This window comes from Serratia marcescens, from assembly GCF_029846115.1.
Classification (GTDB): domain Bacteria; phylum Pseudomonadota; class Gammaproteobacteria; order Enterobacterales; family Enterobacteriaceae; genus Serratia; species Serratia marcescens_L.
This window is the reverse complement of sequence record NZ_JARVZZ010000001.1, coordinates 3,718,920-3,745,428: the sequence shown is the minus strand read 5'-3', so window position 1 is coordinate 3,745,428 and position 26,509 is coordinate 3,718,920. Positions and strand designations below refer to the sequence as shown.

Below are 26,509 nucleotides of genomic sequence, written 5' to 3'. Positions count from 1 at the left end.
CTCCAGAGTTCAGTAGGTTAACCGTTGATGCTCAGTTCGCCGCGCAGATCTTGCTGCATCAGGGCGCGGATTTGTTCCGGCGTCAGCGGCTGGCTCAGCAGGTAGTGCAGCTTGGTCAGGGCGGCTTCCACCGTCATGTCGAAACCGCTGATCACCCCGGCGTGCGCCAATGCGTTGCCGGTGGCGTAGCCTTCCATATTGACGCGCCCGGAGATGCACTGCGTCAGGTTGACCACCACGATGCCGCGTTCGGAGGCCGCACGCAACTCGTCGATCAACTCGGCTTTCTGCGGCGCATTACCGACGCCGTAGGAGCGCAGGATCAGCGCCTTGACCGGCTGCAGCAGGAAGTTACGCACCACCGCGCCGGAAATGCCCGGATAGATGGTGACCACGCCGATCGGCTGCGGCGTGATGTCGTGCACACGCAGCGCGCCGTTGCAAGCCGGGCTGTCGATGCCGTGCTGGCGGCGAATGTGGATGCCGGCTTCCAGCAGCGGCGGCAGATTCGGGGAGGCGAAGGCGTCGAAACCGTCGGCGTGCGCTTTGGTGGTGCGGTTGCCGCGGAATAGTTTGTTGTTGAAAAACAGGCTGACTTCGTTCATCGGATGGTTGGCCGCCAGATACAGCGCGTTGAGCAGGTTGGTCTGGCCATCGGAGCGCAGCTCAGCCAGCGGAATCTGCGAGCCTGTGACGATCACCGGTTTGGCCAGGTTTTCCAGCATGAAGGAAAGCGCTGACGCGGTGAACGCCATGGTGTCGGTGCCGTGCAGGATCACGAAGCCGTCGTAGCGATCGTAGTTCTGCTTGATGTCGTCGGCGATGTGCTGCCAGTCTTCCGGCGTCATGTCCGAAGAGTCAATCAGTGGCGCGTATTCGTGAATGGTGAAATCCGGCATTTCCGGGCGGTGGAATTCGGGCATCAGCGCCAGCTGGCGCTGCAGGTGGCCAGAAACCGGGATATAGCCGTGATCGGAACGCTGCATGCCGATGGTGCCGCCGGTGTAGGCGACGTAAATGGATTTCTTTTGCATGGTCATGATTTTAACAAAGATAAGATGGGCTGAATTATAGGGGCATAGCGGCAGAAAAAAAGCCCGGCGATGGCCGGGCTGCAGAATTATTTGTTAGCGGACTTCTCCGCAGGTCAGACAGATAGCATAACGGTTCTGCGGATCGTTCAGGTTATTGAACAAGCCCGGCTGCTCTTTCACCGCGTTGGCGACCGAAGCCAGCGGGGCGGGCAACATGGCCTGAATTGCCGCCGGCAACATGGCGTGAATGGACACGCCGAACTGGCTGAGCACCATATCGCTCAGGCTTGGGGTATCGACGAACCAGTCGAGCTGCCACTGCTGCAGCTTCGCCAGCTCGGCGGCTTTCTTCACCGCGTCGTCGAAATCGCCCAATTGATCGACCAGGCCGTTGGCCTTGGCGTCGCTGCCGAGCCAGACGTGGCCCTGGGCGATTTGGTCAACCTGTTGCGGGGTCATCTTGCGCGATTTGGCAACCAGATCGAGGAAGTTCTTATACCCGTTTTCGATATTCAGCTGCATCATCTGCGAGAACTCCTGCGGCAACGCCTTGGTGACCGCAATATCGGCCAGCGGCGAAGTCGCCACGCCGTCGGTGTGCACGCCCAGCGTATCCAGGGTTTTCTCGTAGGTATTGATGATGCCGAAAATGCCGATGGAACCGGTCAGGGTGCTCGGGCTGGCGATGATGTAGTCGGCCGGCGTTGAAACCCAGTAGCCGCCCGATGCGGCCATGCCGCCCATCGAGACCACCACCGGTTTGCCGGCGGCGCGCACGGCGGCCAGTTCGGCGCGGATCACTTCGGATGCGCTGACGCTGCCGCCCGGGCTGTTGACGCGGAACACCACGGCTTTGATGGCGGGATCCAGACGTGCCTGACGCAGCTTGGCGGCGGTGGTATCCCCCCCGACGTTACCCGGCGTCTGCGGGCCGTCCATGATGGCGCCGTTGGCGAAGACGACGGCGATCTTGCCGCCCTGGTTGGCGTCCGGCTTCGGCTGATAGTCGTAGATGCTGATGGCGTTGAAATCGTTCGCCTGTTTGTCCCAGCCGAAGGTCTTGACCAGCTGATTTTCGATCGCGGTGCGCGACGCCAGTTCGTCCACCAGCTTATTGTCCAGCGCATAGCGAGCGGTGTCGCCACCGGCCGCCTGCAGGCCGCTCAGTACGCCGGCGGCGCCCGGGAACAGCTGCTGCGGTGTCAGTTGGCGGTTGGCCGCGACGGTCTCCAGGTAGTTCTGCCACAGACCGCCGATCCAACGGCTGTCCGCTTCGCGTGCCGCCGGGGACATATCGTCGCGGATCAGCGGTTCGACCGCCGATTTATAGGTGCCGACGCGGAAGATATTGGTGGTGACCTTGAGCATGTCCAGCAACGACTTGTAGTACAGGTTGTTGGTGGCGAAACCGTGCAGATCGACCGCGCCCTGTGGCGACAGGTAGACCTTGTTGGCGTAGCTGGCCAGATAGTATTGCGTCTGGTTGTAGCTGTCGCCGATGGCGAAGATCGGTTTGCCGCTGTCGCGGAACTCGCGCAGCGCTTTGCCGATGTAGCGCAGCGACGGCTGATCGGCGCCGGCGAAGTCATTCAGCTGCAACACCATGCCGGTAATGTTTTTGTCGTCTTTGGCCTTGCGGATGCTGTCCACCACGTCGAACAGCGAGTTTTCCTGCAGACGGCTGCTGGAGGCACCCAACAGCTCGCGGCCCCATTGCCGCACCCGGTTGTTTACCGAAGGCTGATCGACCACCACGCCGCTTAAATCGACCAGCAGCGCACCGCGCGCCGGGGCCGTCGAGGTGGAGGAACTTTGGAAGGACAGATAGATGCCGACCCCAACCAGGATCAGCAAGACCAGGAACAGGTTAAGGATCAGTTCCCTGATAAAATTCAGCAGACGCCATGTCCACCGGAAAATGCCGGCAATAATTTGCCACAATGTGCGCATGTGCTCTCCAACAAGAGTCGAGAATGTTCCGCTATCCTAATGAGCGGCCGGGTAAATGTCAGCTTTAAATCGTGGCACTCAGACGCTATCGCCGAGGCTGTAACTCGTCGTTTAGCTATGTTAACGTGGCCGGAATGAAAATTGTTATCAGGAGTTTACGATGGATGCTCTGGATCTTTTATTGAATCGCCGCTCGGCTTCGCGCCTGGCGGAACCGGCGCCGGCGGGGGAAGTACGCCAAAATATCATCAACGCGGGCCTGCGTGCGCCCGATCACGGCGCGCTGCAGCCGTGGCGTTTCGTGATGATCGAAAATCAGGGTCTTGAGCGCTTCAGCCAGCTGCTGCAGGCGGCGGCGAAGCAGGATCAACTGGACGAAGCGGCGATCGAAAAGGCCACTAAGGCGCCGTTCCGCGCACCGCTGATCATTACCGTCATCGCGCACTGCACTGAAGAAACCAAGGTGCCGCGCTGGGAGCAGGTGGTTTCTGCCGGCTGCGCGGTACAGGCAATGCAAATGGCGGCGTTGGCGCAGGGCTTTAACGGCATCTGGCGTACCGGCGCCTGGACCGAGCATGCGCTGGTGCGTGAAGCCTTCGGCTGCCGCGAGCAGGACGAGATCGTCGGCTTCCTTTATCTGGGGACGCCGCAGCTGAAGGCCGCCACCAAGGTGACGCCGCCGGACAGCACGCCTTTCGTCAGCTATTTCTAAGTTTTTTCCAATGGGGCGCGGCGAAAATGCGCCAAACCCCGCAGAATTGCATGGTTTCTGAGCAGGCCGCTCGCTTATCGGCGGCCCGCTCTTATCAATCCCCTCGGCAAGCGCTACCCTATGTTATCTTGAGTGCCGTTACCGAAGGGAGTGGACTATGACATCGCCAGCGATCCGTTTAACCCAGTACAGCCATGGCGCTGGCTGCGGCTGCAAAATCTCACCGAAAGTTCTCGAAACCATCTTGCACAGCGAGCGGGAAAAGTTTGTCGATCCGCGCCTGCTGGTCGGCAATGAAACCCGCGACGACGCGGCGGTGTACGACATCGGCAACGGCGTCGGCATCATCAGCACCACCGACTTCTTCATGCCGATCGTCGACGATCCGTTCGATTTCGGCCGCATTGCGGCCGCCAACGCCATCAGCGACGTGTACGCCATGGGCGGTAAACCGATCATGGCGATCGCCATTCTCGGCTGGCCGATCGCCAAACTGCCGCCGGAAGTGGCGCAGCAGGTGATCGACGGTGGTCGTTTCGCCTGCCAGCAGGCGGGGATCGCGCTGGCCGGCGGCCATTCCATCGATGCGCCGGAACCTATTTTTGGCCTGGCGGTCACCGGCGTGGTCAATACCGAGCGGGTGAAGAAAAACAGCGCCGCGCAGGCCGGGGCGAAACTCTATCTGACCAAGCCGCTGGGCATCGGCGTGCTGACGACCGCCGAGAAGCAAAGCAAGCTGCGCCCTGAGCATCAGGGCCTGGCGACGGAAGTGATGTGCCGCCTGAACAAGCCGGGCGCCGACTTTGCCGAGGTGGCGGGCGTCACGGCGATGACCGATATCACCGGCTTTGGCCTGCTGGGCCACCTGAGCGAGGTGTGCCAGGGCTCCGGTCTGCAGGCGACGGTCTGGTTCGATTGGGTGCCGAAGCTGCCGGACGTCGAGGCGTATATTGCCGCAGGCTGTGTGCCGGGCGGCACCGGGCGCAACTTTGACAGCTATGGCCATCTGGTAGGCGAGATGAGCGATTTGCAGCGCCAGCTGCTGTGCGATCCGCAAACCTCCGGCGGCTTGCTGTTGGCGGTAATGCCTGAGTCGGAGGCGCAGGTGCTGGCGATTGCCGGGCAGCACGGTATCACGCTCAACGCCATCGGGGAGCTGCATGTGGCATCGGCCGGTAAGCCGCTGATCGAGGTCGTGTAGTGTCCAACATGCAAGGAAGGCCGGACAGCGACGATTACCCACGCATTTTCCTGCAGGACGTGCCGCTGATTGACGTGCGCGCGCCGATCGAGTTTCAACAGGGCGCCTTCGCCCAGGCGTTGAACCTGCCGCTGATGGTCGACAGCGAACGCCAGGCGGTCGGCACCTGCTATAAGCAGCATGGGCAGCAAGCGGCGATCGCGCTCGGCCACAGCCTGGTGAACGGCAAGCTGCGCGAACAGCGCACCGCCGCCTGGCTGGCGGCCTGCGCAGAGCGGCCCGAAGGCTATATTTACTGCTTCCGCGGCGGGCTGCGCTCGCAGCTGGTGCAGCAATGGCTGCATGAGGCCGGCGTGGATTACCCGCGTATCATTGGCGGTTATAAGGCACTGCGCCATTATCTGCTCGGTGTACTAACGCAAAGCGCGGCATTGCCGATGGCCCTCGTGGGCGGCAATACCGGCAGCGGCAAGACGCTGCTGGTCAACGAACTGGCCGACGGCGTCGATCTGGAAGGCGCAGCGCGCCATCGCGGTTCATCTTTTGGCCGAACGCTGGCGGGACAGAGCTCGCAGATAGATTTTGAGAATCGTCTGGCTGTGTTATTGCTGAAAAAACAGCATGGTGGCAGCCGCCGTTGGGTGCTGGAAGACGAAGGGCGGATCATCGGTAGCAACAATCTGCCGTTGCCGTTGTTCAACGGCATGCAACAGGCGCCGGTGGCGGTGATCGACGATCCGTTCGATATTCGCCTGGCACGCCTGCAGGCCGAATATATCGACGGTATGCGCGAACAGTTCGAACAGGCCTATGGCGTGGAAGAAGGCTGGCGGCAGTACGACGACTATTTGCATCACGGCCTGTTCGCCATCCGCCGCCGTTTGGGCCTGGAGCGCTTCCAGCAGCTGACGCAGCGGTTGGAGGCGGCGCTGCGGGCGCAGCGCCTCAGCGGCCAGGGCGACGCGCACCGCGAATGGTTGGCGCCCCTGTTGCAGCAGTACTACGATCCGATGTATTGCTATCAGTTGGAAAAGAAAGCCCAACGGATCGTCTTCCGTGGAAACTATGCAGAAGTAAGAGAATTCTTGATGACGTTCAGCCAGAAAAACGGTGATTAATGCGACTGTTCATAGCCGAGAAACCGAGTTTGGCGCGCGCCATTGCCGACGTCTTGCCCAAGCCGCATCGCCGCGGCGACGGCTATATCGCCTGTGGCAACAACGACGTGGTGACCTGGTGCGTCGGCCACCTGTTGGAGCAGGCTCAGCCTGACGCCTATGACAGCCGCTATGCGCGCTGGTCGTTGGCAGATCTGCCGATCATCCCCGAAAAATGGCGCTTGCAGCCGCGGCCTTCGGTCAGCAAACAGCTCAACGCCATTAAAAAGCTGCTGCTCGAAGCCGATGAAGTGGTTCACGCCGGTGACCCGGATCGCGAAGGGCAACTGCTGGTGGATGAGGTGCTGGACTACCTGGATTTGACGGCGGAGAAGCGCCAGAACGTGCGCCGCTGTCTGATCAACGATCTCAACCCGCAGGCGGTGGAGCGTGCGGTCGAGCGCCTGCGCGACAACCGGGACTTTATCCCGTTGTGCGTGTCCGCGCTGGCGCGTTCGCGCGCCGACTGGCTGTACGGCATCAATATGACCCGTGCCTATACGCTGCTGGGCCGCAACGCCGGTTACGACGGCGTGCTGTCGGTGGGCAGGGTGCAGACGCCGGTGCTCGGATTGGTGGTGCGTCGCGACGAAGAGATCGAAAACTTCGTGCCAAAAGACTTCTTTGAGGTCAAGGCACACATCGTCACGCCGAAAGAAGAACGCTTTGTGGCGCTATGGCAACCCAGCGACTCCTGCGAACCTTATCAGGATGAAGAAGGGCGTTTGCTGCACCGGCCGTTGGCGGAGCACGTGGTCAAGCGCATCGAGGGCCAGCCGGCCCTGGTCACGTCTTATAACGATAAACGGGAGTCAGATACCGCGCCGCTGCCGTTTTCGCTCTCCACGCTGCAAATCGAAGCGGCCCGGCGTTATAACCTCAGCGCCCAACAGGTGTTGGACGTTTGCCAGCGGCTGTACGAAACCCACAAATTGATTACCTATCCGCGTTCCGACTGTCGCTATCTGCCGGAAGAGCATTTTGCCGGCCGCCACGCGGTGCTGAACGCCATCAGTGTGCACCAGCCTGAACTGTACCCGCAGCCGGTGATCGACAGCGATCGCCGCAACCGCTGCTGGGACGATAAAAAGGTCGATGCGCACCATGCCATCATCCCCACCGCCCGCGCCGGCAAGATTAATCTGACGCAGGATGAACGGAACGTGTATGGGCTGGTGGCGCGCCAGTACCTGATGCAGTTTTGTCCGGATGCGGTGTTCCGCAAATGCGTGATCGAGCTGGATATCGCCGGCGGCAAATTCATCGCCAAGGCGCGTTTCCTGGCGGAGGCCGGTTGGCGTACGCTGCTGGGCAGCAAGGAACGCGACGAGGAAAATGAAGGCGCACCGTTGCCGGTGGTAGCTAAGGACGATGAGTTGCTGTGTGAGCGCGGTGAAGTGGTGGAGCGCCAGACGCAGCCCCCGCGGCCGTTTACTGACGCCAGCCTGTTGTCGGCCATGACCGGCATCGCGCGGTTCGTACAAGATAAAGCGTTAAAGAAAATCCTGCGAGCGACCGATGGTTTAGGAACGGAAGCGACGCGAGCGGGGATCATCGAATTGCTGTTCAAACGGGCGTTTCTGTACAAGAAGGGACGCTATATTCACTCCAGCGAAACCGGGCGCGCGTTGATTCACTCGCTGCCGGATCTAGCTGCGCGCCCTGATATGACGGCCAACTGGGAAGCCACGCTGACGCAAATCAGCGAGAAATCCTGCCGCTATCAGGATTTTATGCAGCCGTTGGTCGGCACGCTGCAAGAGCTGATTTATCAGGCCAAGCAGAGCCGGGCGAGCATGGCGTTTCGTGGATTGCCGCCGCCGCCTTCCAGCGGAGGCAAAAAACGCAGGAAAAGCGCCGGCAAGGCGCAGGAGAAGAGTGAATGAAGCGTGGACTCAGTGGGGTATTGGCTGCCGCTGCCTTGATGTTTTCCAGCCTGGCAGCCGCCAATCGCGGCGATGTGGACGTGGTGTTACCGGTTTCGCCGGAGATTTGGGGCACGGCCAAAAGCGGCGTCAACCCGCCGCCGGCGCAGCCCTGCAACCGCTGTTGCGTCTACCAGAATCAAAACTATTCCGAGGGCGCGGTGCTTAAAGTGGAAGGGGAAGTGCTGCAGTGCGTGCGTGAGCCTAACACCATCGGCACCAACCCCTTGATTTGGGTGCGATTGAAGAAGTGACGATGTAACCTATCGCCGCGCTTAGCGCGCATCGCCTTGCGCGGCGATATAGTCCGCCAGCAGTGGAACGTCGGCGGGCGCCAGGGCGTATTCCTGCGCCTGTTGCGGCGTGACCCAGACCAGGGCCGAGTGACAATGCAGCTGCAATTCACCGGAGAACTCCGCGACTCGCCAGGCGTGCAGCCGGATGATGCGTTCGCCTTGCTGCCACTGATTGCTGCCCACATAGTCGCCGATACGGACGCAGATCCCCAACTCCTCATCCAACTCACGCGCCAGCGCTTCTGGCTGGCTTTCGCCGGCTTCAACTTTGCCGCCGGGAAACTCCCACAGACCGGCTTGATCGCTGCCTGCGCCGCGCTGAGCCAGCAAAATGCGGCCATTTTGTTCCAGAATAGCGGCTACCACGTCGATAATTTTCATTGGCTTCACAGAGTAAAACCCCGGCGAGCGCCGGGGTGATGGGGTTACAGCGTAAATTCCGCCCAGACCGGCGCATGGTCGGAAGGTTTCTCCATACCGCGGGTTTGGTAATCGATGCCAGTGGCGACGCAGCGCGAAGCCAGCGGGGTGCTGGCCAGCAGCAGATCGATACGCAGGCCGCGGTTGTCGTCGAACCCTTTGGAACGGTAGTCGAACCACGAGAATTCGTCGTTGCGCCCCGGGTTGGCGTGGCGATAGGTGTCCACCAGGCCCCAGTTCAGCAGGCGGTCCATCCATTCGCGCTCTTCCGGCAGGAAGGAACACTTGCCGGTGCGCAGCCAGCGTTTACGGCTGTCTTCGCCGATGCCAATGTCATAATCGCTCGGGCTGATGTTCATGTCCCCCATGATCAACACTGGGGATTCTGCCGACAGTTGTTGCTCCAGGTAGTTTTGCAGATCCTGATAAAAGCGCGTTTTAGCCGGGAATTTGATCGGATGGTCGCGGCTTTCACCTTGTGGGAAGTAGCCGTTGATCACCGTCAGCGTGCCCTGTGGCGTAGCCAGATCGGCCATGATGATGCGACGCTGCGCGTCTTCTTCATCGGTCGGGAAACCGCGGCGCACGGCCAGAGGCTCCGCTTTGGTCAGCAGCGCAACGCCGTAATGGCCTTTTTGCCCGTGATAGAACACGTGATAGCCGTGCTGGCTGACTTCTTCCAGCGGGAACATGTCGTCGTGAACTTTAGTTTCCTGCAGACCGATCACGTCGGGCTGGTGCTGTTCGATAATTGCCGCCAGCTGATGCGGACGCGCGCGCAGTCCATTGATATTAAAAGAGACAAACTTCATGAGCGGTGCCGTTTTCACGAGAAAAATGTGCTGTGATAGTAGCAGAGTTTGGCGGGGAATGTAACGCAGACAGCGGAGGGACCGCTGACTGCGCAGCGGGTTTATTTCGCCCAGCGGTCGTAATTTTTAGGTTGATAGTCGTCAAACTGTTGCAGCAGCGTTTGTGCCGATTCACTGATGTGCAGGGTACCGAGATAGTCGTGGCGCATAAAGCCCTGATCGGCGACGTGCTCGAGGAACTGGCTCAGCGGGCGGTAGAATCCGTTGACGTTCAGCAGGCCGACCGGTTTGTTGTGATAGCCGATCTGCCCCCAGGTCCAGATTTCAAACAGCTCTTCCAGCGTGCCGATGCCGCCGGGCAGGGCGATAAAACTGTCCGCCAGCGTCGCCATACGGGCTTTACGCGTATGCATGTCTGGCACCACTTCCAATTCAGTCAGGCCGCGATGCGCCGTTTCCGCTTCAACCAGGCGCTCGGGGATAATGCCGACAGCTTCACCGCCCGCTGCCAACACCGCGTCCGCCACGATCCCCATCAATCCTTTTTTGCCGCCGCCGTAGATTAAACGGCGCCCCTGTGCGGCCAGCAGCTGCCCCAGTTGACGAGCCTGCTCGGCATAAGCGGGATTGACGCCTTCGCTGGCGCCACAAAAAACGCAAATATTGTTTCGCATCCACCTGTTCCTTACTGCACTAAAGAAGCCAGTGGTATAGCGAATTGTCGGCCGGAGTTCAAGTTACGGCTGGGAGTGAGGAAATAAAACATCGAGGTGAAAGCGGGGAATAAGGGGAGATAAATTGAGTTTTATTGATACGAGAGCATTAGGGATGCGATGTGTTTTAAGGATGTACTTTAAGTCGGTTTGGGATTTTCTATAAAGAGAGGGTGGTGGGGGAAGGATGATTCGTCGCTGTGCGACTCACCCAGCGGGCCGCGCTGAAGCGCGTGGTCTCACTGCGTGAGACTCGAACCTTGTCGAAGCTTCTCATCCTCCCCAGTGCGGAGCAATATGGATGCGATGTACTTTAAGTCGGTTTGGGATTTTCTATAAAGAGAGGGTGGTGGGGGAAGGATGATTCGTCGCTGTGCGACTCACCCTGCGGGCCGCGCTGAAGCGCGTTGTCTCACTGCGTGAGACTCGAACCTTGTCGAAGCTTCTCATCCTCCCCAGTGCGGAGCAATATGGATGCGATGTGCTTTAAGTCGGTTTGGGATTTTCTATAAAGAGATGGTGGTGGGGGAAGGATTCGAACCTTCGAAGTCTGTGACGGCAGATTTACAGTCTGCTCCCTTTGGCCGCTCGGGAACCCCACCATGGTATTCATGGATTTACTGATTTTTTAAGGAATGGGCTAAATTCCTGTTGTGTGCTTCTAAGGATTACCGCGCTAAAGCGCGTTGTCTCGCTGCGCTCGGCTCGAACCTTGTCAAAGCTTCTCATCCTCCCCTCGGCGTTAAATGATATTTCAGCTTTCGCTTCAAGTTCATCAACAAAGAGAAGATGGTGGTGGGGGAAGGATTCGAACCTTCGAAGTCAGTGACGGCAGATTTACAGTCTGCTCCCTTTGGCCGCTCGGGAACCCCACCATATATATGGCTATTTAACTGGCCTTGCTTGCGAGAGCGCTGTCTCGGTAAGCGGGGCGCATCATACCAAATGAAGCGGATGTGTAAAGCATTGAAATGAAGAAAATGAATCGTTTGCCGTTTTTTTATTCTTGGCGGTGCATCCCTGAACGAAATGCACCGATTTATTGAGCGATTACAGAATAACGGTGCGGTTGCCGTAGACGAAGACGCGCTGCGCCAGCACCTGATACAGCGCGCGGCTGAGCACATTTTTCTCCACGTCGCGGCCGGCGCGCATCATATCCTCGGCGGAATAGGTGTGATCGACATGGATCACGTCCTGCATGATGATCGGGCCTTCGTCGAGATTGTCGTTAACGTAGTGGGCGGTGGCGCCGATGATTTTTACCCCGCGCTCGTAGGCCTGGTGATAAGGGCGCGCGCCGATAAACGCCGGCAGGAACGAATGGTGAATGTTGATCACCTGATTCGGATAATGTTGCACGAAGGCCGGGGTCAGCACGCGCATATATTTGGCCAGCACTACGTAATCCGGCTGATATTGATCGATCTTGGCCGTCATTTCGCGGTCATGCTGTTCACGCGTCAAGCCTTCGTGGCTCACCAGATGGAAAGGAATATCGAAACGCTCCACCAGCGATTGCAGCGTGTCGTGGTTGCCGATCACGGCGGCGATTTCAACGTCGAGGCCGCCATAGGCGCTTTTCATCAACAGATCGCCCAGGCAGTGGGCCTCTTTGGTGACCAGCACCACGATGCGACGGCGCCCGGTGCTGTGCAGCTCACGCAACGAACCTTCCGGCAGCGCGCTGTCCAGATCGGCCAGCAGCGTGTTGTCGTTGAAAATGCCTTCCAGCTCGGTGCGCATGAAGAAACGCCCGGTGCGGTGATCGACGAACTCATTATTCTGAACGATATTGAGTTCGTGCTTGTAACAGATGTTGGTGATCTTGGCGATCAGCCCTTTGGCGTCCGGGCAGATGGTGCGTAACACTTTTCGTTGTACATTTTGGTGTGGCATGGGTTTGAGGATCCTGTCTGATACTGAACGGCCTGTCTTCGCAGGCGTAAACGTGAAGCGCCGGCCGGCTAGCGCCCGCAGCACTTCTTGTATTTTTTCCCTGAGCCACAGGGACAAATCGCATTTCTGCCGGGCTGGGGTTTGGTGCCGTCGATATAATACCAACGTTGATCGCGACGAAGGAAGCGCGAGCGCTCATGCATCGCCTGCGGTTCGCCGCTTTCGCCATCGATAAAGCGGGCGATGAATTCGACGAAGCCTTCATCCGGCTCATGACCGGCTTTCTCTTCCACGATCGTCAGGCCCAGCCATTCGGTATTTTTAAAGCTGTCGACGATTGCATTGCGCCACGCTTCGGCGCCGCAGTCGGGGTGCCAGGTGGCGATCAGATAGTCGACGTTATGATTTACGTAGGCGGTGAAGCGTGAACGCATCAGCTGGCCGGGCGTCGGCGCCGGCTGATTGCCGCTGATAAAGGGGGCGCAGCACGCGTTATACGCCAGTCCGCTGCCGCATGGGCATGATTCGGGCAAAATAACTCCTGAGAACACGAGGCAGAAAATGAATTTAGCGCATATGTTACCTAACAATATTCGTCAGTGACAATCTACCCTGAAAGCAGTGAATACCTTTCACCGAGAGGATGGCGCTATGCGGCAAATCAAGATCGGACTGGCGCTGGGGGCGGGATCGGCCAAAGGCTGGGCGCACATCGGCGTGATCAATGCGTTAAAGAAACTGGGAATTGAGGTCGATATCGTTGCTGGCTGCTCTGTCGGCGCGTTGGTGGGCGCGGCGTTCGCCAGCCATCGCCTGCCGGCGATGGAGCAGTGGGTGCGGTCGTTCAGCTATTGGGACGTGATTCGTCTGATGGATTTTTCCTGGCAGCGCGGTGGCCTGTTGCGCGGAGAACGGGTGTTTAACGCTGTCGGACAGCTGTTGAAGATCAATGATATCGCCGAGTGCGCGTTGAAGTTCGGCGCCGTGACGACCAATCTCAGCACCGGGCGCGAGCTGTGGCTGACCGAAGGCGATATTCATCAGGCGATACGCGCTTCCTGCAGCATGCCTGGCCTGTTGGCGCCGGTATGGGCCGACGGCTATTGGCTGGTGGATGGCGCGGTGGTCAATCCGGTGCCGGTGTCGCTCTGCCGCGCTATGGGCGCCGATATCGTCATCGCGGTCGATCTGCAGCATGACGCGCACCTGATGCAGCAGGATCTGTTCTCGATACGCATTGAGGAAGAAAACCCGGACGATGCGCCTGCCGCCACCTGGCGCGGGCGTTTGCGGGAGCGCATCGGCAGAATGCGGCAGCGCAAACCGGCGACGGCGCCGACGGCGATGGAGATCATGGGTACCTCGATTCAAATGCTGGAAAATCGCCTGAAGCGCAACCGCATGGCGAGCGATCCGCCGGATGTGTTGATCCAACCTTTTTGCCCGCAAATCTCGACGCTGGATTTCCACCGTGCCGATGAAGCGATCGAGGCAGGGTTACTGGCGGTGGAAAAACAACTGGATCGGTTGTTGCCGTTGATAAAAAATAGATAATTCTCGGTTCTCGGTTGGCAATGCGTGGTCAGTCTGTTTCAGACGAGCATAAGTGACCTTTTTGAGCCACTATTACACTATGGAAAGGGACGAGGCTCGGCTGATGGCATTACCACTTACTCACAAGCGCATCTTGATCGTTGAGGACGAACAGGTTTTTCGTTCAGTGCTGGTCGGTTATTTGGCCTCGCTGGGTGCTGAAACCGGCGAGGCGACCAACGGTTTACAGGCGTTGAGTGCCGTCGACGACTTCAAGCCGGATCTCATCCTGTGCGATCTCGCGATGCCGGAAATGGGCGGTATCGAATTCGTTGAACACCTGCGTTTGCAGGGGATACAGATCCCGGTGCTGGTGATCTCGGCCACCGACAAAATGGCTGACATCGCCAAGGTGTTGCGCTTGGGCGTGCAGGATGTGCTGCTCAAGCCGCTGACCGATCTCAATCGCCTGCGTGAAGCGGTGCTGGCGTGCTTATACCCCAATATGTTCACCTCCCAGGCGATTGAAGAGGTTGAGCTGTTTCAGGATTGGGATGCGCTGAGCAAAAACCCTTCCGAAGCCGTCAAACTGCTTAAACAACTGCAACCGCCGGTACAGCAGACCATTGCGCATTGCCGGATCAACTATCGGCAGTTAACCACCGGTGAAAATCCCGGCCTGGTGCTGGATATTGCCGCGTTGTCAGAAAAAGACCTGGCATTCTATTGCCTGGACGTCACGCGCGCCGGCGATAATGGCGTATTGGCGGCATTGCTGTTGCGCGCATTATTTAATGGCTTGCTGCAAGACCATCTGGCTAATCAACAGCATCGCCTGCCGCAAATGTCGGCATTGTTAAAGCAGGTTAATCAATTATTGCGGCAGGGGAAATTAGACGGCCAATTCCCGCTGCTGTTGGGATATTATCATGCTGAAAATAAGAACCTGATTCTGGTTTCCGCCGGGCTGCATGCCAACGTCAATACCGGTGACAATCAAATCCAGCTGAGCAACGGCGTGCCACTGGGGACGCTGGGGGCTACCTACATGAATCAGATCAGCCAGCGCTGTACCGCCTGGCAGTGTCAGGTATGGGGTAGCGGTGGCCGCTTGCGACTGATGCTCAGCGCTGAATAACAGGCAGCGATCGGCGAGATCTTAAGCTATTCACTTATCTGCAATTAAACCGTTTATTTATTCTCCGGATTATCCGAACGGGTAATAGTCCTAAATGTTTTCTATTTGTGTTCCGGCTAATGCTCGGCGCGTATAAGCTGGTATACTCCGAAGGTTTTTTTATATCGAGCCCAAGCTCATAAAATGAGCGCTTTAGCTTTAAGAGAGGAAATAATGCCTGCTGTAAATCGCAAAGTCAGAAAAGCCGTGATCCCGGTTGCAGGCTTGGGTACGCGGATGTTGCCGGCCACCAAAGCCATTCCGAAAGAAATGCTGCCGCTGGTTGATAAACCGCTGATCCAATACGTCGTCAATGAGTGCATTGCGGCGGGGATTAACGAGATTGTGCTGGTCACTCACTCCTCCAAGAACTCGATCGAAAACCATTTTGATACCAGTTTCGAACTCGAAGCGATGCTGGAAAAACGCGTCAAGCGCCAATTGCTGGATGAAGTGCAGTCGATCTGCCCGAAAGGCGTTACCGTGATGCAAGTCCGCCAGGGTAATGCCAAAGGCCTGGGGCACGCTATCATGTGTGCCTACCCGATGGTGGGCGACGAGCCGGTCGCGGTGGTGCTTCCGGACGTGATCCTCGACGAATACAGCGCCGATCCGAAAAAAGACAACCTCCACGACATGTTGCAGCGCTTCGAAGCCACCGGCGTCAGCCAGATCATGGTTGAACCCGTGCCACATAAAGATGTCGGAAACTACGGCGTAGCCGACTGTAAGGGCGTTGCTTTGCAACCCGGCGAAAGCGCGCCGATGGTCAGCGTGGTCGAGAAACCGTCGCCGGATAAAGCCCCTTCCAACCTGGCGATTGTCGGTCGTTACGTGTTGTCCGCCGATATTTGGCCGCTATTGGCCAAAACGCCTCCTGGCGCCGGCGATGAAATTCAGCTGACTGACAGCATCGAAATGCTGATGCAGCAGGAAACGGTGGAAGCGTATCACCTGAAAGGCGTGAGCCATGACTGCGGTAACAAACTGGGGTACATGCAGGCTTTTGTGGAGTACAGCATGCGTCATGCCAGCTTGGGCAAAGAATTTTCTCAGTGGCTGCAACAGGTTGTTGCCGCTGACAAGAAGTAATTTGATCTTTCGTCTTAATTTGAAAAACTAGGATTTTCACATGAAAGTAACAGTTTTTGGTATTGGTTATGTGGGGCTGGTACAGGCCGCCGTGCTGGCTGAAGTTGGCCATGACGTTATGTGCATTGATGTTGATGAGCGAAAAGTCGAAAACCTGAAAAAAGGGAATATCCCGATTTTTGAACCGGGCCTGACGCCGCTGGTACAGCAAAACTATGAGGCTGGGCGCCTGCATTTCACCACCGATGCCAAAGCGGGTGTGGCGCACGGGAATATCCAGTTTATCGCCGTCGGCACGCCGCCGGATGAGGACGGTTCCGCCGATCTTAAATATGTCACCGCGGTGGCGCGCACCATCGCTGAGCACATGACCGATCGCAAAGTGGTGATCGACAAATCTACTGTGCCGGTCGGTACGGCTGACAAGGTGCGTCAGGTGATGGCGGAAACGCTGGCGAAACGCGGCAGCAACGTGGCGTTCGACGTGGTGTCCAACCCGGAATTCCTGAAGGAGGGCGCTGCGGTGGCTGACTGCATGCGCCCCGAGCGCATCGTGATCGGTACCGATAATAAAGAGGTAATCGAACCGATTCGCGAACTGTACGAGCCGTTTAACCGCAATCACGATCGTATGATCATGATGGATATCCGCAGCGCGGAGCTGACCAAATATGCCGCCAACTGCATGCTGGCGACCAAAATCAGCTTTATGAACGAAATGTCCAACCTGGCGGAAATGCTGGGCGCGGACATCGAGAAAGTGCGCCAGGGCATCGGTTCCGATTCACGTATCGGTTATCACTTCATCTATCCTGGCTGCGGCTACGGTGGTTCTTGCTTCCCGAAAGATGTCCAGGCCTTGATCCGCACGGCGGAGCAGATCGGTTACCAACCGAAGCTGTTGCAGGCGGTAGAGCAGGTCAACTATCAACAGAAAGACAAGCTGAGCAGCTTTATCAAAGACTATTTCGGCAGCGATTTGAAGGGCAAAACCTTCGCGCTGTGGGGGCTGGCGTTTAAGCCGAATACCGATGACATGCGTGAAGCGTCCAGCCGCGTGCTGATGGAACATCTGTGGGCTGCCGGCGCCACCGTTCAAGCCTACGATCCGGAAGCGATGAACGAAGTTCAGCGCATCTATGGCCAGCGTGACGATCTGAAGCTGATGGGGACCAAAGAGGCTGCGTTGCATGGCGCCGATGCTCTGGTGATCTGCACCGAATGGCAGAATTTCCGCGCGCCGGACTTCGACGTGATCAAGAGTGCGTTGAAACAGCCGGTGATCTTCGATGGACGTAACCTGTACGATCCGGAGCGTTTGGCGAATCGTGGCTTTACCTACTATGCGATTGGCCGCGGTGCCTCGATTAAACCGGTTATTTAAGGAGTGGGCATGAAATTCCTGGTTACAGGCGCCGCAGGGTTTATTGGTTATCACGTTGCAGAGCGTTTGTTGACCGCCGGGCATCAGGTTGTCGGCATCGATAACCTGAATGACTATTATGACGTGGGCCTGAAAATGGCCCGTCTGGACAGGCTGGCGGATAAGCCGGGATTCCGCTTCATCAAGCTGGATTTGGCCGATCGTGAAGGTATGGCGGCATTGTTCGCCGAGCATCAGTTCCAACGAGTCATTCATTTGGGTGCACAAGCCGGCGTGCGATATTCGCTGGTTAACCCGTTGGCTTATGCGGACGCCAATCTGATCGGCCATTTGAACGTTCTGGAAGGCTGCCGTCATAATAAGGTCGAGCATTTACTTTACGCTTCCTCCAGCTCTGTTTATGGCCTCAATCGTAAGCTGCCGTTTGCTACCGAAGATTCTGTCGACCACCCTGTGTCACTGTATGCGGCCACCAAAAAAGCCAATGAGCTGATGTCACACAGCTATTCGCATTTATACGGTCTCCCGACGACGGGGCTACGCTTCTTTACCGTATATGGTCCTTGGGGGCGTCCGGATATGGCGCTGTTCAAGTTTACCAAGGCCATATTGGCGGGGGAGAGTATCGATGTATATAACCACGGTGAAATGCACCGCGACTTTACTTACATCGATGATATCACCGAGGCGATTGTGCGGCTGCAGGCGGTTATTCCGCAGGCTGATCCGTCATGGACCGTTGAACAGGGATCGCCGGCGACCAGTTCCGCGCCGTATCATGTTTATAATATCGGCAATAACACCCCCGTTAAACTGATGGAATATATCACGGCGTTGGAGCAGGCTTTGGGGGTAACTGCCCGCAAGAATATGCTGCCGATGCAACCTGGCGACGTGATGGATACCAGCGCGGATACCGCAGAGCTTTATCGTGACATTGGTTTTAAGCCGGAAACCAGCGTTGAAGAGGGTGTGAAGCGCTTTGTTGATTGGTATAAGGCATTCTACCGGGTTCAATAATTGAACGAGGTATATGCGATAAAGGGGCCTTAGGGCCCTTTTTTTCGCTGGAACTTCATGCAAGGAGGAAAATGCGAATTAGGATATTTACTAAAAGGAAAGGGATGAGGCGGAGCACGGCTATAAGCTTTAAAATGAAAAGGCCCCCCGTAGGGAGCCTTTCAGATACGGGCTGAATCGCTATTACAGCAGGAAATCATCCAGAGATTTACCTTGCTCTTCGATAGCTTTCTTAATCACCGCAGGAGTACGGCCTTGGCCGGTCCAGGTTTTCAGCTCGCCGTTTTCGTCTTTATATTGGTATTTAGCAGGACGTGCTGCACGTTTTGCTTTACCGGCAGCCTTGTTGGCAGCCATGGTTTGCAGCAGTTCATTCGGATCGATACCGTCAGCAATCAGCATTTCGCGGTATTGCTGCAGTTTACGGGTGCGTTCTTCGATTTCTGCTTGAGCCTGGCTGTCTTCTTCGCGACGTTCGTTCACAACAACTTCCAGTTTCTCGAGCATTTCTTCCAGCGTTTCCAGTGTGCATTCTCTTGCCTGGGCGCGCAGAGTACGGATGTTGTTCAAAATCTTTAATGCTTCGCTCATTGTCCTAGTCTCAAATTATATTGGTGGGGGGCGTCTCGATAATAATAGAGTGCTATTTTCTTTTCTGCAATAGCCAAATTGACTTGAATACTCAAATTTACCTTTTAAAAAACCGTTAATCGGATCTGTCCGACTAATATAGGAAGGGCTGTTAACTATTACCCTCGCTGCACTTAAGTCAAAATTTCAGCAGGCATGCTTTAAAAGGCGCGCGTCGCAAGGCTTTCATCGATAAGTTATCGACGTAATTTATATCAATATTACAATGGGTTCTGTGGGCTTAATCACGTCATGGCAAGGCAGACATTGTAAACAATAGGGGTATATAGGTAAAGATTGCGTCAGTAAACGTCGGGGACAGCGAAGGTGATTAAATGCCCTGTGTTGGCCCCGTGTATAATAGACTAGCGCACCGCTGCGGCTGCGGCACCTGCCGCGGTGAAAGGGTGACTATGCATTAATGGGCAAATGATCGCGGTTAACCATTAGCAAGAATTAATAGTGATGACAGGCATACATTATCCTGTAAATAGCTGTAAAAAGAACGGGCCGACAGAACGATATGTTTCGCTTGAAAGCGCATTATTACCGCGAACGCAATATTCGTTCGCTTTGGGCTGAGCCGGGGGGCGGCTTATGGTACACTTGCCGTCCTAATCAACATTTGAATATTTCTTATACCATCGGAGTTGCGGGGCCATGGCTCAACTTTATTTTTATTACTCTGCGATGAATGCCGGCAAGTCCACCGCGTTGCTACAGTCTTCATATAACTATCAAGAACGTGGTATGCGCACGCTGGTGTTCACCGCGGAGATCGATCACCGTTTTGGCGTGGGTAAAGTCAGCTCGCGCATCGGTTTATCCTCGCAGGCCCAGCTCTATAACAACGACTCGATGCTATACGCCATGATTCAGCAAGAGCATCAACAGCAGCCGGTGCATTGTGTGCTGCTGGATGAAAGCCAGTTCCTGACCAAGGCGCAGGTTGAGCAATTGTGCGATGTGGTGGACCAACTGGACATTCCCGTATTGTGCTACGGCCTGCGTACCGATTTTCTCGGTGAGTTGTTCATCGGCAGCCAATATTTGCTGGCCTGGGCCGATAAGCTGGTGGAATTGAAAACCATCTGTCACTGTGGGCGCAAAGCCAATATGGTGTTGCGGTTGGACGAGAATGGCAAAGCGATGCATGCCGGTGAGCAGGTGGTGATTGGCGGTAACGAGAGCTATGTCTCTGTCTGCCGCAAACATTATAAAGAGGCGATTCACTCCCTGGAGTAGGGGAGAAAACGCCGCCAAAGCCCGCTGGGGCGTTTTGGCGGCATGAGTCGAAATGCAGCGCCGCAGGCGCAATAAAAAACCCGCCGTTTGGCGGGTTTTTTTATCGGTTCACGGAACCGTTATTTCTTGGGCTTCTTTACCGCGGCTTTGGCGGCAGCCGGAGCCGCCGCTTCCTCTTCGACCGCTTCGCTGAATTCGCGGCCGTAGAAGGTATCCAGCATGATTTGCTTCAGCTCGGCAATCAGCGGATAGCGCGGGTTGGCGCCGGTGCATTGGTCGTCGAACGCGTCTTCCGACAGCTTGTCGACTTTCGCCAGGAAGTCCGCTTCCTGCACACCCGCCTCACGGATGGAGGTTGGGATGCCCAACTCGGTTTTCAGCTCGTCCAGCCAGGCCAGCAGTTTCTCAATCTTCTGCGCAGTGCGGTCGCCCGGTGCGCTCAGGCCGAGGTGGTCGGCGATTTCAGCGTAGCGGCGGCGCGCCTGAGGGCGGTCGTACTGGCTGAAGGCCGTCTGCTTGGTCGGATTGTCGTTCGCGTTGTAGCGAATGACGTTGGAAATCAGCATCGCGTTGGCCAGGCCATGCGGAATGTGGAACTCCGAACCCAGCTTGTGCGCCATGGAGTGACAAACCCCGAGGAAGGCGTTGGCGAAAGCGATACCGGCAATGGTGGCGGCGTTGTGCACGCGTTCGCGGGCAACCGGATTTTTCGCGCCTTCTTTATAGCTGGCCGGCAGATACTCTTTCAACAGTTTCAGCGCCTGCAGCGCCTGGCCGTCGGAGTATTCGTTCGCCAGCACCGAGACGTAGGCTTCCAGCGCGTGGGTGACCGCATCCAGACCGCCGAAGGCGCACAGGGATTTCGGCATGTTCATCACCAGGTTGGCATCAACAATTGCCATGTCCGGGGTCAGCGCATAGTCGGCCAGCGGGTATTTCTGTCCGGTGGTGTCGTCGGTTACGACGGCAAACGGCGTGACTTCCGAACCGGTGCCTGACGTGGTGGTGATGGCGATCATTTTCGCTTTCACGCCCATTTTCGGGAACTTGTAGATACGCTTGCGGATGTCCATGAAGCGCAGCGCCAGATCCTCGAAGTGGGTTTCAGGATGTTCGTACAGCACCCACATGATTTTCGCGGCGTCCATCGGCGAGCCGCCGCCCAGCGCGATGATGACGTCCGGTTTGAAGGAGTTCATCTGCTCTGCGCCCTTGCGCACGATGCTCAGCGTCGGGTCGGCTTCCACTTCGAAGAACACTTCGGTTTCGATGCCGTGAGACTTCAGAACCTTGGTGATCTGGTCGGCATAGCCGTTGTTGAACAGGAAACGGTCGGTCACGATGAAGGCGCGTTTCGCCCCGTCGGTCGCCACTTCTTCCAGCGCGATAGGCAGCGAGCCCCGGCGGAAGTAGATCGATTTCGGAAGTTTATGCCACAACATGTTTTCTGCTCGCTTCGCTACAGTTTTCTTGTTGATCAGGTGTTTAGGTCCGACGTTTTCAGAGATGGAGTTACCACCCCAGGAGCCGCAACCCAGCGTCAGCGAAGGCGCGAGTTTGAAGTTATACAGGTCGCCGATACCGCCCTGAGACGCCGGGGTGTTGATCAGGATGCGAGCCGTTTTCATTTTATCGCCGAAGTAGGCGATGCGAGCCGTTTGGTTGTCCTGGTCGGTATACAGGCAGGAGGTGTGGCCGATACCGCCCATGGCGACCAGTTTTTCAGCTTTGGCGACGGCGTCTTCGAAGTCTTTGGCACGGTACATCGCCAGGGTAGGCGACAGTTTTTCATGGGCGAAAGGTTCGGACTCGTCGACCAGCTTCACTTCGCCGATCAGCACTTTGGTGTTGGCCGGCACTTTGATGCCTGCCATCTCGGCGATTTTCGGTGCGGATTGGCCGACGATGGCCGCGTTCAGGCCGCCGTTTTTCAGGATGATGTCCTGAACCGCTTTCAGTTCTTTACCCTGCAGCAGATAGCCGCCGTGGGAAGCGAAGCGTTCGCGTACCGCATCATAAATAGAGTCGACGACGATAACCGACTGTTCGGAAGCGCAGATAACGCCGCTGTCGAAGGTTTTGGACATCAGGATAGAGGCGACCACGCGCTTGATGTCTGCGGTTTCGTCTACCACCACTGGCGTATTACCGGCACCGACGCCGATGGCCGGCTTGCCGGAGCTGTAGGCAGCCTTCACCATGCCCGGGCCACCGGTGGCCAGGATCAGGTTGATGTCCGGGTGGTGCATCAGCTGGTTGGACAGCTCGACGGTCGGTTGGTCGATCCAACCGATGATGTCTTTCGGCGCGCCGGCGGCGATAGCGGCCTGCAGCACGATATCGGCGGCTTTATTGGTGGCATTCTTCGCACGCGGGTGCGGCGAGAAGATGATGCCGTTACGGGTTTTCAGGCTGATCAGCGCTTTGAAGATCGCGGTAGAAGTTGGGTTGGTGGTAGGAACGATACCGCAAATCAGGCCGATAGGTTCGGCGATGGTGATGGTACCGAAGGTGTCATCTTCAGACAGGATGCCACAGGTTTTTTCATCTTTATAGGCGTTGTAGATGTACTCGGAAGCGAAGTGGTTTTTGATCACTTTGTCTTCGATGATACCCATTCCGGATTCTTCCACGGCCATTTTGGCCAACGGGATACGGGCATCAGCAGCGGCGAGGGCGGCAGCGCGGAAGATTTTATCCACCTGCTCTTGAGTGAAGTTGGCATATTCGCGCTGGGCTTTTTTGACACGTGCGACAAGCTCGTTCAGTTCAGCGACATTCGTTACAGCCATAATGCTCTCCTGATAATGTTAAACTCTTTCAGTAAATAAGCCGTGCGAGCCACTAGTATAGTCGTAACGGGGATAAACGGTGATTCGAATACCGGGGCTTTCCCGCGTTATTTCTGCGCATGCTGCTGATTTGCTTAAAGAGCTTCACCCTACGCCAACCGGAGGGGCAGGCAGTGAGGAGAAAGGAACCGGCGATGCTGCTGCCGATTTTGTTCTACTCCCTGACTACGACTAAGAGCTTACCTACTGTTGGGTAGTTGATTTGTGATCTAAATCATGAAAACTGCAAGCTGACACCTTTCAGCTCGCTGGTGTTGGGAATCATTCTCGATAACTGTGAGCAAAGACTCTTTTTTCAACATAAAAAATCAAAAGGCCACACATCACTTTAACAAAGGACATTTGTTTTGTTGCATAACCTGCTGACAGTCAAAAATGCTGCTCTGGCCGGATGGATTACCCGCGGCAATTCCATTACATTAGCGCGCATAGGCAGCACACCTTTTATAGCACTTAACGCGGAGCCATCTGTGGGCCAATCTCTGTTGGATCTTTCCGGCTTTATCAAGTTCTTTGTCGGTCTGTTTGCGCTGGTCAACCCGGTGGGCATCTTGCCGGTGTTTATCAGCATGACCAGCTACCAGGCGGAAGCGGGGCGCAACAAAACCAACCTGACCGCCAACCTGTCGGTCGCCATCATTCTGTGGACGTCGCTATTTCTGGGCGAAGGGATCTTGCGGATGTTCGGCATCTCTATCGATTCGTTCCGCATCGCCGGCGGTATTTTGGTGGTGACCATCGCCATGTCGATGATCAGCGGCAAGCTGGGGGAAGACAAACAGAACAAACAGGAGAAATCGGAGAGCGCGATCCGCGAAAGCATCGGCGTGGTGCCGTTAGCGCTGCCGCTGATGGCGGGGCCGGGGGCGATCAGTTCTACCATCGTGTGGAGTTCACGTTATCACAACTGGCAAAGCCTGCTCGGCTTTACGGTGGCTATCGCCTTGTTCGCCTTTTGCTGCTGGCTGTTGTTCCGCGCCGCGCCGCTGTTGGTGCGTTTGCTTGGGCAGACCGGCATCAACGTGATCACCCGAATCATGGGCCTGTTGCTGATGGCGCTCGGGATCGAGTTTATCGTTACCGGCATTAAGGCGATATTCCCCGGCCTGTTGTAATACTCTTTGTTTAGCCGCGCACCTTTCGCGTTAGCGCGGCTAAAATTAATTTTAAAGTTTAAATTATTTATTGGTTCGCATTATTATAGTGCAGAGGATGAATAAAATTTATGCGGTTGCACTCTTATGTTGCATAAATCTCATGTTGCTGTGCAAAAAAAACGCTAAGCGTTATTTCAATCACTTTTCCTCCCCCATTTCCGCGCATTTTGTCCCCGTTCAACGGTAAAGCTGTTGTTAAATTAATCACATCATTCTGTGGGGCTTGTCTCACTTTCATCCAGGTGTTATTAGTGATTAACCGACTATAGGCAGGTGTTTGTTCTTTGAATGGCTGGATTGTTAACTGAATGTTTCTTTGTGCGGCGATGAGATTGCGCCGAGGGTTTCAAACGAAATGATTTCTGTTTTTTTATCTTTAAAATCAAAGTGATGATTTTGCTTTTCTGTGGCCCCGACCTCGGGGGACGGATCGGGCTTCGTGCGATAAAAGAGAATTGCTTAACATTTTCGTAAAATTTATTGGCTATGGAATTTGGCTTCTGCTAATTTCCGAGCAACTTTCCCGTGGTCAATTAACTGAAATGCGCCATAAAAACGGGAATGATTTTTGCTGGTATCCGTTTATTTAGAATTCTTATAAACACTTCACAAACTTCGATAAGCGGTGCTTGTCGGTGAAAAGGAGCCTCGATTATGCAGCAAACCCTGAAGCGTACTTCTTTGACCTTGTTGATTAGCGGCGCGTTGGGCGCCGGCGCCGTAAATAGCAGTTTGGCGGCAGAGGTTCCGGCCGGCGTCCAATTGGCGCAGCAGCAAAATATTGTGATCAACAACGGCAGTGAAGTGGCTTCATTGGATCCGCATAAGGTCGAGGGCGTACCGGAAAGCAATATCATTCTTAACCTGCTGGAAGGGCTGGTGAGTACCGACGCCAACGGGCATGTGGTGCCGGCGGCGGCGGCGAGCTGGGAAAACCAGAATTATCAGCAATGGACCTTCCACCTGCGTCCCGGCGCGGTGTGGAGCGACGGCAGCCCTGTGACCGCGCAAGATTTCGTCTACAGCTGGCAGCGTCTGGCCGATCCGAAAATCGCCTCGCCCTATGCCAGCTACCTGCAATACACCAAAGTTGAAAATATCGACGACATCCTGACCGGTAAGAAGCCTCCGCAGACCCTCGGCGTCAAGGCGCTGGACGACCAGACGCTGCAGGTGACGCTGAGCGAGCCGGTGCCGTATTTCATCAGCATGCTGAGCCACACGTCGCTCAAACCGGTCAAACGGGCGGTGGTGGAGAAATTCGGCGACAAATGGACGCTGCCCGCCAACTACGTCGGCAACGGCGCTTACCGCCTGAAAGAGTGGGTGGTGAACGAGCGCATCGTGCTGGAGCGCAGCCCAAGCTATTGGAACAACAAGCAGACGGTGATCAATCAGGCGACCTTCCTGCCGATTACCTCGGAAGTCAGCGACGTTAACCGCTTCCGCAGCGGCGAGATCGACATCACCAACAGCGCCATTCCGCCGTATCTGTACGTCAAGATGAAGCGTGAAATGCCTGAACAGCTGCACGTGAACCCTTATCTGTGCACCTTCTATTACGAGCTCAATAACAAACAGGCGCCGTTCACCGATCCGCGCGTGCGTACGGCGGTGAAGATGACGCTGGATCGCGACATCATCGCCAACAAGATCATGGGCCAGGGGCAGATCCCGGCCTACAGCTTCACGCCGACCTTCACGGAAGGCGCCAACTTCACGCAGCCGGCGTGGGCCGGCTGGAGCCAGGAACAGCGCAACGCCGAAGCCAGGAAGCTGCTGGCGGAAGCGGGCTACAGCGATGCCAAGCCGCTGAAATTCTCGCTGCTGTACAACACCTCCGATCAAAACAAACAGCAGGCGATCGCCGCCGCGTCGATGTGGAAGAAGAACCTGGGTGCCGAGGTCACGTTGCGCAACCAGGAATGGAAAACGTCGCTGGAGAGCCGCCATCAGGGGCAATACGACGTGGCGCGTGCCACCTGGTGCGGGGATTACAACGAGCCCAGCGCGTTCCTGAACCTGGTCCTGTCCAACAGCAGCATCAATACCGTGTTCTATAAGAGCCCTGCGTTCGACGCCATCATGGCCGCCACGCTGAAGGCGCCGGATGAGGCCGCGCGCGCCGCTCTTTATCTGCAGGCGGAAGCGCAGCTGGACAAAGACTCCGCGTTGGTCCCGGTTTATTACCGCGTCAGCGCGCGGTTGATCAAGCCGACGGTGGGCGGGTTCACCGGCAAAGATCCGCTGGACTATACCGACGTTAAAAATCTTTACATTATCAAGCAGTAAAGGGGTAT

The 26,509-nt window shown here is 56.4% G+C and carries 22 protein-coding genes, 2 tRNA genes and 2 other RNA genes; 13 read left to right on the top strand and 13 right to left on the bottom strand.

All coding sequences use genetic code 11. The features are described 5' to 3' along the window. Positions 1–17: 17 nt before the first annotated feature. Both ansA and sppA read right to left on the bottom strand, forming a co-directional pair. Positions 18–1,034 (bottom strand): asparaginase, encoded by a 1,017-nt coding sequence (gene ansA / locus QDT79_RS17680; protein WP_308316825.1) that lies wholly within the window; start codon positions 1,032–1,034, stop codon positions 18–20. Positions 1,035–1,127: 93 nt separating this feature from the next. After that, positions 1,128–2,984 (bottom strand): signal peptide peptidase SppA, encoded by a 1,857-nt coding sequence (sppA, locus tag QDT79_RS17675; RefSeq protein ID WP_308316824.1) that lies wholly within the window; start codon positions 2,982–2,984, stop codon positions 1,128–1,130. Positions 2,985–3,144: 160 nt separating this feature from the next. Here sppA and QDT79_RS17670 point away from each other — a divergent pair, with 160 nt between their 5' ends. From QDT79_RS17670 to QDT79_RS17650, 5 genes are all read left to right on the top strand, one after another. Next, positions 3,145–3,696 (top strand): NAD(P)H nitroreductase, encoded by a 552-nt coding sequence (locus QDT79_RS17670; RefSeq protein WP_004932204.1) that lies wholly within the window; start codon positions 3,145–3,147, stop codon positions 3,694–3,696. Between the two features lie 157 nt (positions 3,697–3,853). After that, entirely contained in the window at positions 3,854–4,897 is a 1,044-nt protein-coding gene (gene selD, locus QDT79_RS17665) for a selenide, water dikinase SelD (RefSeq protein WP_308316823.1), read from the top strand. Positions 4,898–4,905: 8 nt separating this feature from the next. Next, positions 4,906–6,015: a tRNA 2-selenouridine(34) synthase MnmH gene (gene mnmH / locus QDT79_RS17660; protein ID WP_063990121.1), complete on the top strand. Its 1,110-nt coding sequence runs from the start codon at positions 4,906–4,908 to the stop codon at positions 6,013–6,015. Further along, a complete protein-coding gene (locus tag QDT79_RS17655) occupies positions 6,015–7,940 on the top strand; it encodes a DNA topoisomerase III (RefSeq protein WP_043142985.1) in 1,926 nt (641 codons plus the stop codon). Before mnmH ends, QDT79_RS17655 begins: the two co-directional genes overlap by 1 nt. Continuing rightward, positions 7,937–8,233: a YnjH family protein gene (locus tag QDT79_RS17650; RefSeq protein WP_107226316.1), complete on the top strand. Its 297-nt coding sequence runs from the start codon at positions 7,937–7,939 to the stop codon at positions 8,231–8,233. The genes QDT79_RS17655 and QDT79_RS17650 overlap by 4 nt, the downstream gene beginning before the upstream one ends. A gap of 21 nt (positions 8,234–8,254) precedes the next feature. On the opposite strand, the gene QDT79_RS17645 is transcribed toward QDT79_RS17650, so the two are convergent. The 9 genes from QDT79_RS17645 to QDT79_RS17605 form a co-directional block, all read right to left on the bottom strand. Next, complete coding sequence (locus tag QDT79_RS17645) at positions 8,255–8,656, bottom strand: pyrimidine (deoxy)nucleoside triphosphate diphosphatase (RefSeq protein WP_063990118.1); 402 nt, start codon at positions 8,654–8,656, stop codon at positions 8,255–8,257. 44 nt (positions 8,657–8,700) lie between these two features. Beyond that, positions 8,701–9,507, bottom strand: coding sequence for an exodeoxyribonuclease III (xthA, locus tag QDT79_RS17640; RefSeq protein ID WP_063990117.1), 807 nt, complete (start codon positions 9,505–9,507; stop codon positions 8,701–8,703). Between the two features lie 101 nt (positions 9,508–9,608). After that, positions 9,609–10,181, bottom strand: a complete 573-nt coding sequence (locus QDT79_RS17635) for an LOG family protein (protein WP_130018088.1) — start codon at positions 10,179–10,181, stop codon at positions 9,609–9,611. Positions 10,182–10,391: 210 nt separating this feature from the next. Continuing rightward, a non-coding RNA gene (locus QDT79_RS17630) (RtT sRNA) lies at positions 10,392–10,518 on the bottom strand. A 46-nt stretch (positions 10,519–10,564) separates the two neighbouring features. Next, positions 10,565–10,691: non-coding RNA, RtT sRNA (locus tag QDT79_RS17625), on the bottom strand. Positions 10,692–10,737: 46 nt separating this feature from the next. After that, positions 10,738–10,822: transfer RNA gene (locus QDT79_RS17620), tRNA-Tyr, on the bottom strand. A gap of 188 nt (positions 10,823–11,010) precedes the next feature. Then, positions 11,011–11,095 (bottom strand) — tRNA-Tyr (locus tag QDT79_RS17615). 175 nt (positions 11,096–11,270) lie between these two features. Then, on the bottom strand, positions 11,271–12,119 hold the full coding sequence (gene purU, locus QDT79_RS17610) for a formyltetrahydrofolate deformylase (protein WP_016927485.1): 849 nt from the start codon (positions 12,117–12,119) through the stop codon (positions 11,271–11,273). A gap of 68 nt (positions 12,120–12,187) precedes the next feature. After that, positions 12,188–12,652 (bottom strand): YchJ family protein, encoded by a 465-nt coding sequence (locus QDT79_RS17605; protein WP_063990115.1) that lies wholly within the window; start codon positions 12,650–12,652, stop codon positions 12,188–12,190. A 118-nt stretch (positions 12,653–12,770) separates the two neighbouring features. Between QDT79_RS17605 and rssA the strand changes: the two genes are divergently transcribed. From rssA to QDT79_RS17580, 5 genes are all read left to right on the top strand, one after another. Beyond that, a complete protein-coding gene (gene rssA / locus QDT79_RS17600) occupies positions 12,771–13,673 on the top strand; it encodes a patatin-like phospholipase RssA (RefSeq protein ID WP_063990114.1) in 903 nt (300 codons plus the stop codon). Between the two features lie 103 nt (positions 13,674–13,776). Next, the gene (rssB, locus tag QDT79_RS17595; protein WP_063990113.1) at positions 13,777–14,790 is read left to right on the top strand and encodes a two-component system response regulator RssB; all 1,014 of its coding nucleotides are present in this window, start codon (positions 13,777–13,779) and stop codon (positions 14,788–14,790) included. 213 nt (positions 14,791–15,003) lie between these two features. Continuing rightward, positions 15,004–15,921 carry a UTP--glucose-1-phosphate uridylyltransferase GalU gene (gene galU / locus QDT79_RS17590; protein WP_063990112.1) on the top strand — a complete coding sequence of 306 codons (918 nt, stop codon included), beginning with the start codon at positions 15,004–15,006 and terminating at the stop codon, positions 15,919–15,921. Positions 15,922–15,961: 40 nt separating this feature from the next. After that, positions 15,962–17,305 (top strand): UDP-glucose dehydrogenase family protein, encoded by a 1,344-nt coding sequence (locus QDT79_RS17585; RefSeq protein WP_063990111.1) that lies wholly within the window; start codon positions 15,962–15,964, stop codon positions 17,303–17,305. A gap of 9 nt (positions 17,306–17,314) precedes the next feature. Continuing rightward, positions 17,315–18,325 (top strand): NAD-dependent epimerase, encoded by a 1,011-nt coding sequence (locus QDT79_RS17580; protein WP_063990110.1) that lies wholly within the window; start codon positions 17,315–17,317, stop codon positions 18,323–18,325. Positions 18,326–18,508: 183 nt separating this feature from the next. Here the strand turns inward: QDT79_RS17580 and hns are convergent, their stop codons facing one another. Beyond that, a complete protein-coding gene (gene hns, locus QDT79_RS17575) occupies positions 18,509–18,916 on the bottom strand; it encodes a histone-like nucleoid-structuring protein H-NS (protein ID WP_004932170.1) in 408 nt (135 codons plus the stop codon). A 699-nt stretch (positions 18,917–19,615) separates the two neighbouring features. Between hns and QDT79_RS17570 the strand changes: the two genes are divergently transcribed. Continuing rightward, complete coding sequence (locus QDT79_RS17570; protein WP_063918455.1) at positions 19,616–20,200, top strand: thymidine kinase; 585 nt, start codon at positions 19,616–19,618, stop codon at positions 20,198–20,200. 119 nt (positions 20,201–20,319) lie between these two features. Here the strand turns inward: QDT79_RS17570 and adhE are convergent, their stop codons facing one another. Beyond that, positions 20,320–22,992, bottom strand: coding sequence for a bifunctional acetaldehyde-CoA/alcohol dehydrogenase (adhE, locus tag QDT79_RS17565; protein WP_308316821.1), 2,673 nt, complete (start codon positions 22,990–22,992; stop codon positions 20,320–20,322). Positions 22,993–23,522: 530 nt separating this feature from the next. On the opposite strand from adhE, the gene QDT79_RS17560 reads away from it, so the two are divergent. Further along, complete coding sequence (locus QDT79_RS17560) at positions 23,523–24,167, top strand: YchE family NAAT transporter (RefSeq protein ID WP_015378089.1); 645 nt, start codon at positions 23,523–23,525, stop codon at positions 24,165–24,167. A gap of 696 nt (positions 24,168–24,863) precedes the next feature. Further along, entirely contained in the window at positions 24,864–26,501 is a 1,638-nt protein-coding gene (locus QDT79_RS17555) for an ABC transporter substrate-binding protein (RefSeq protein WP_063990108.1), read from the top strand. The last annotated feature ends 8 nt before the right edge of the window (positions 26,502–26,509 follow it).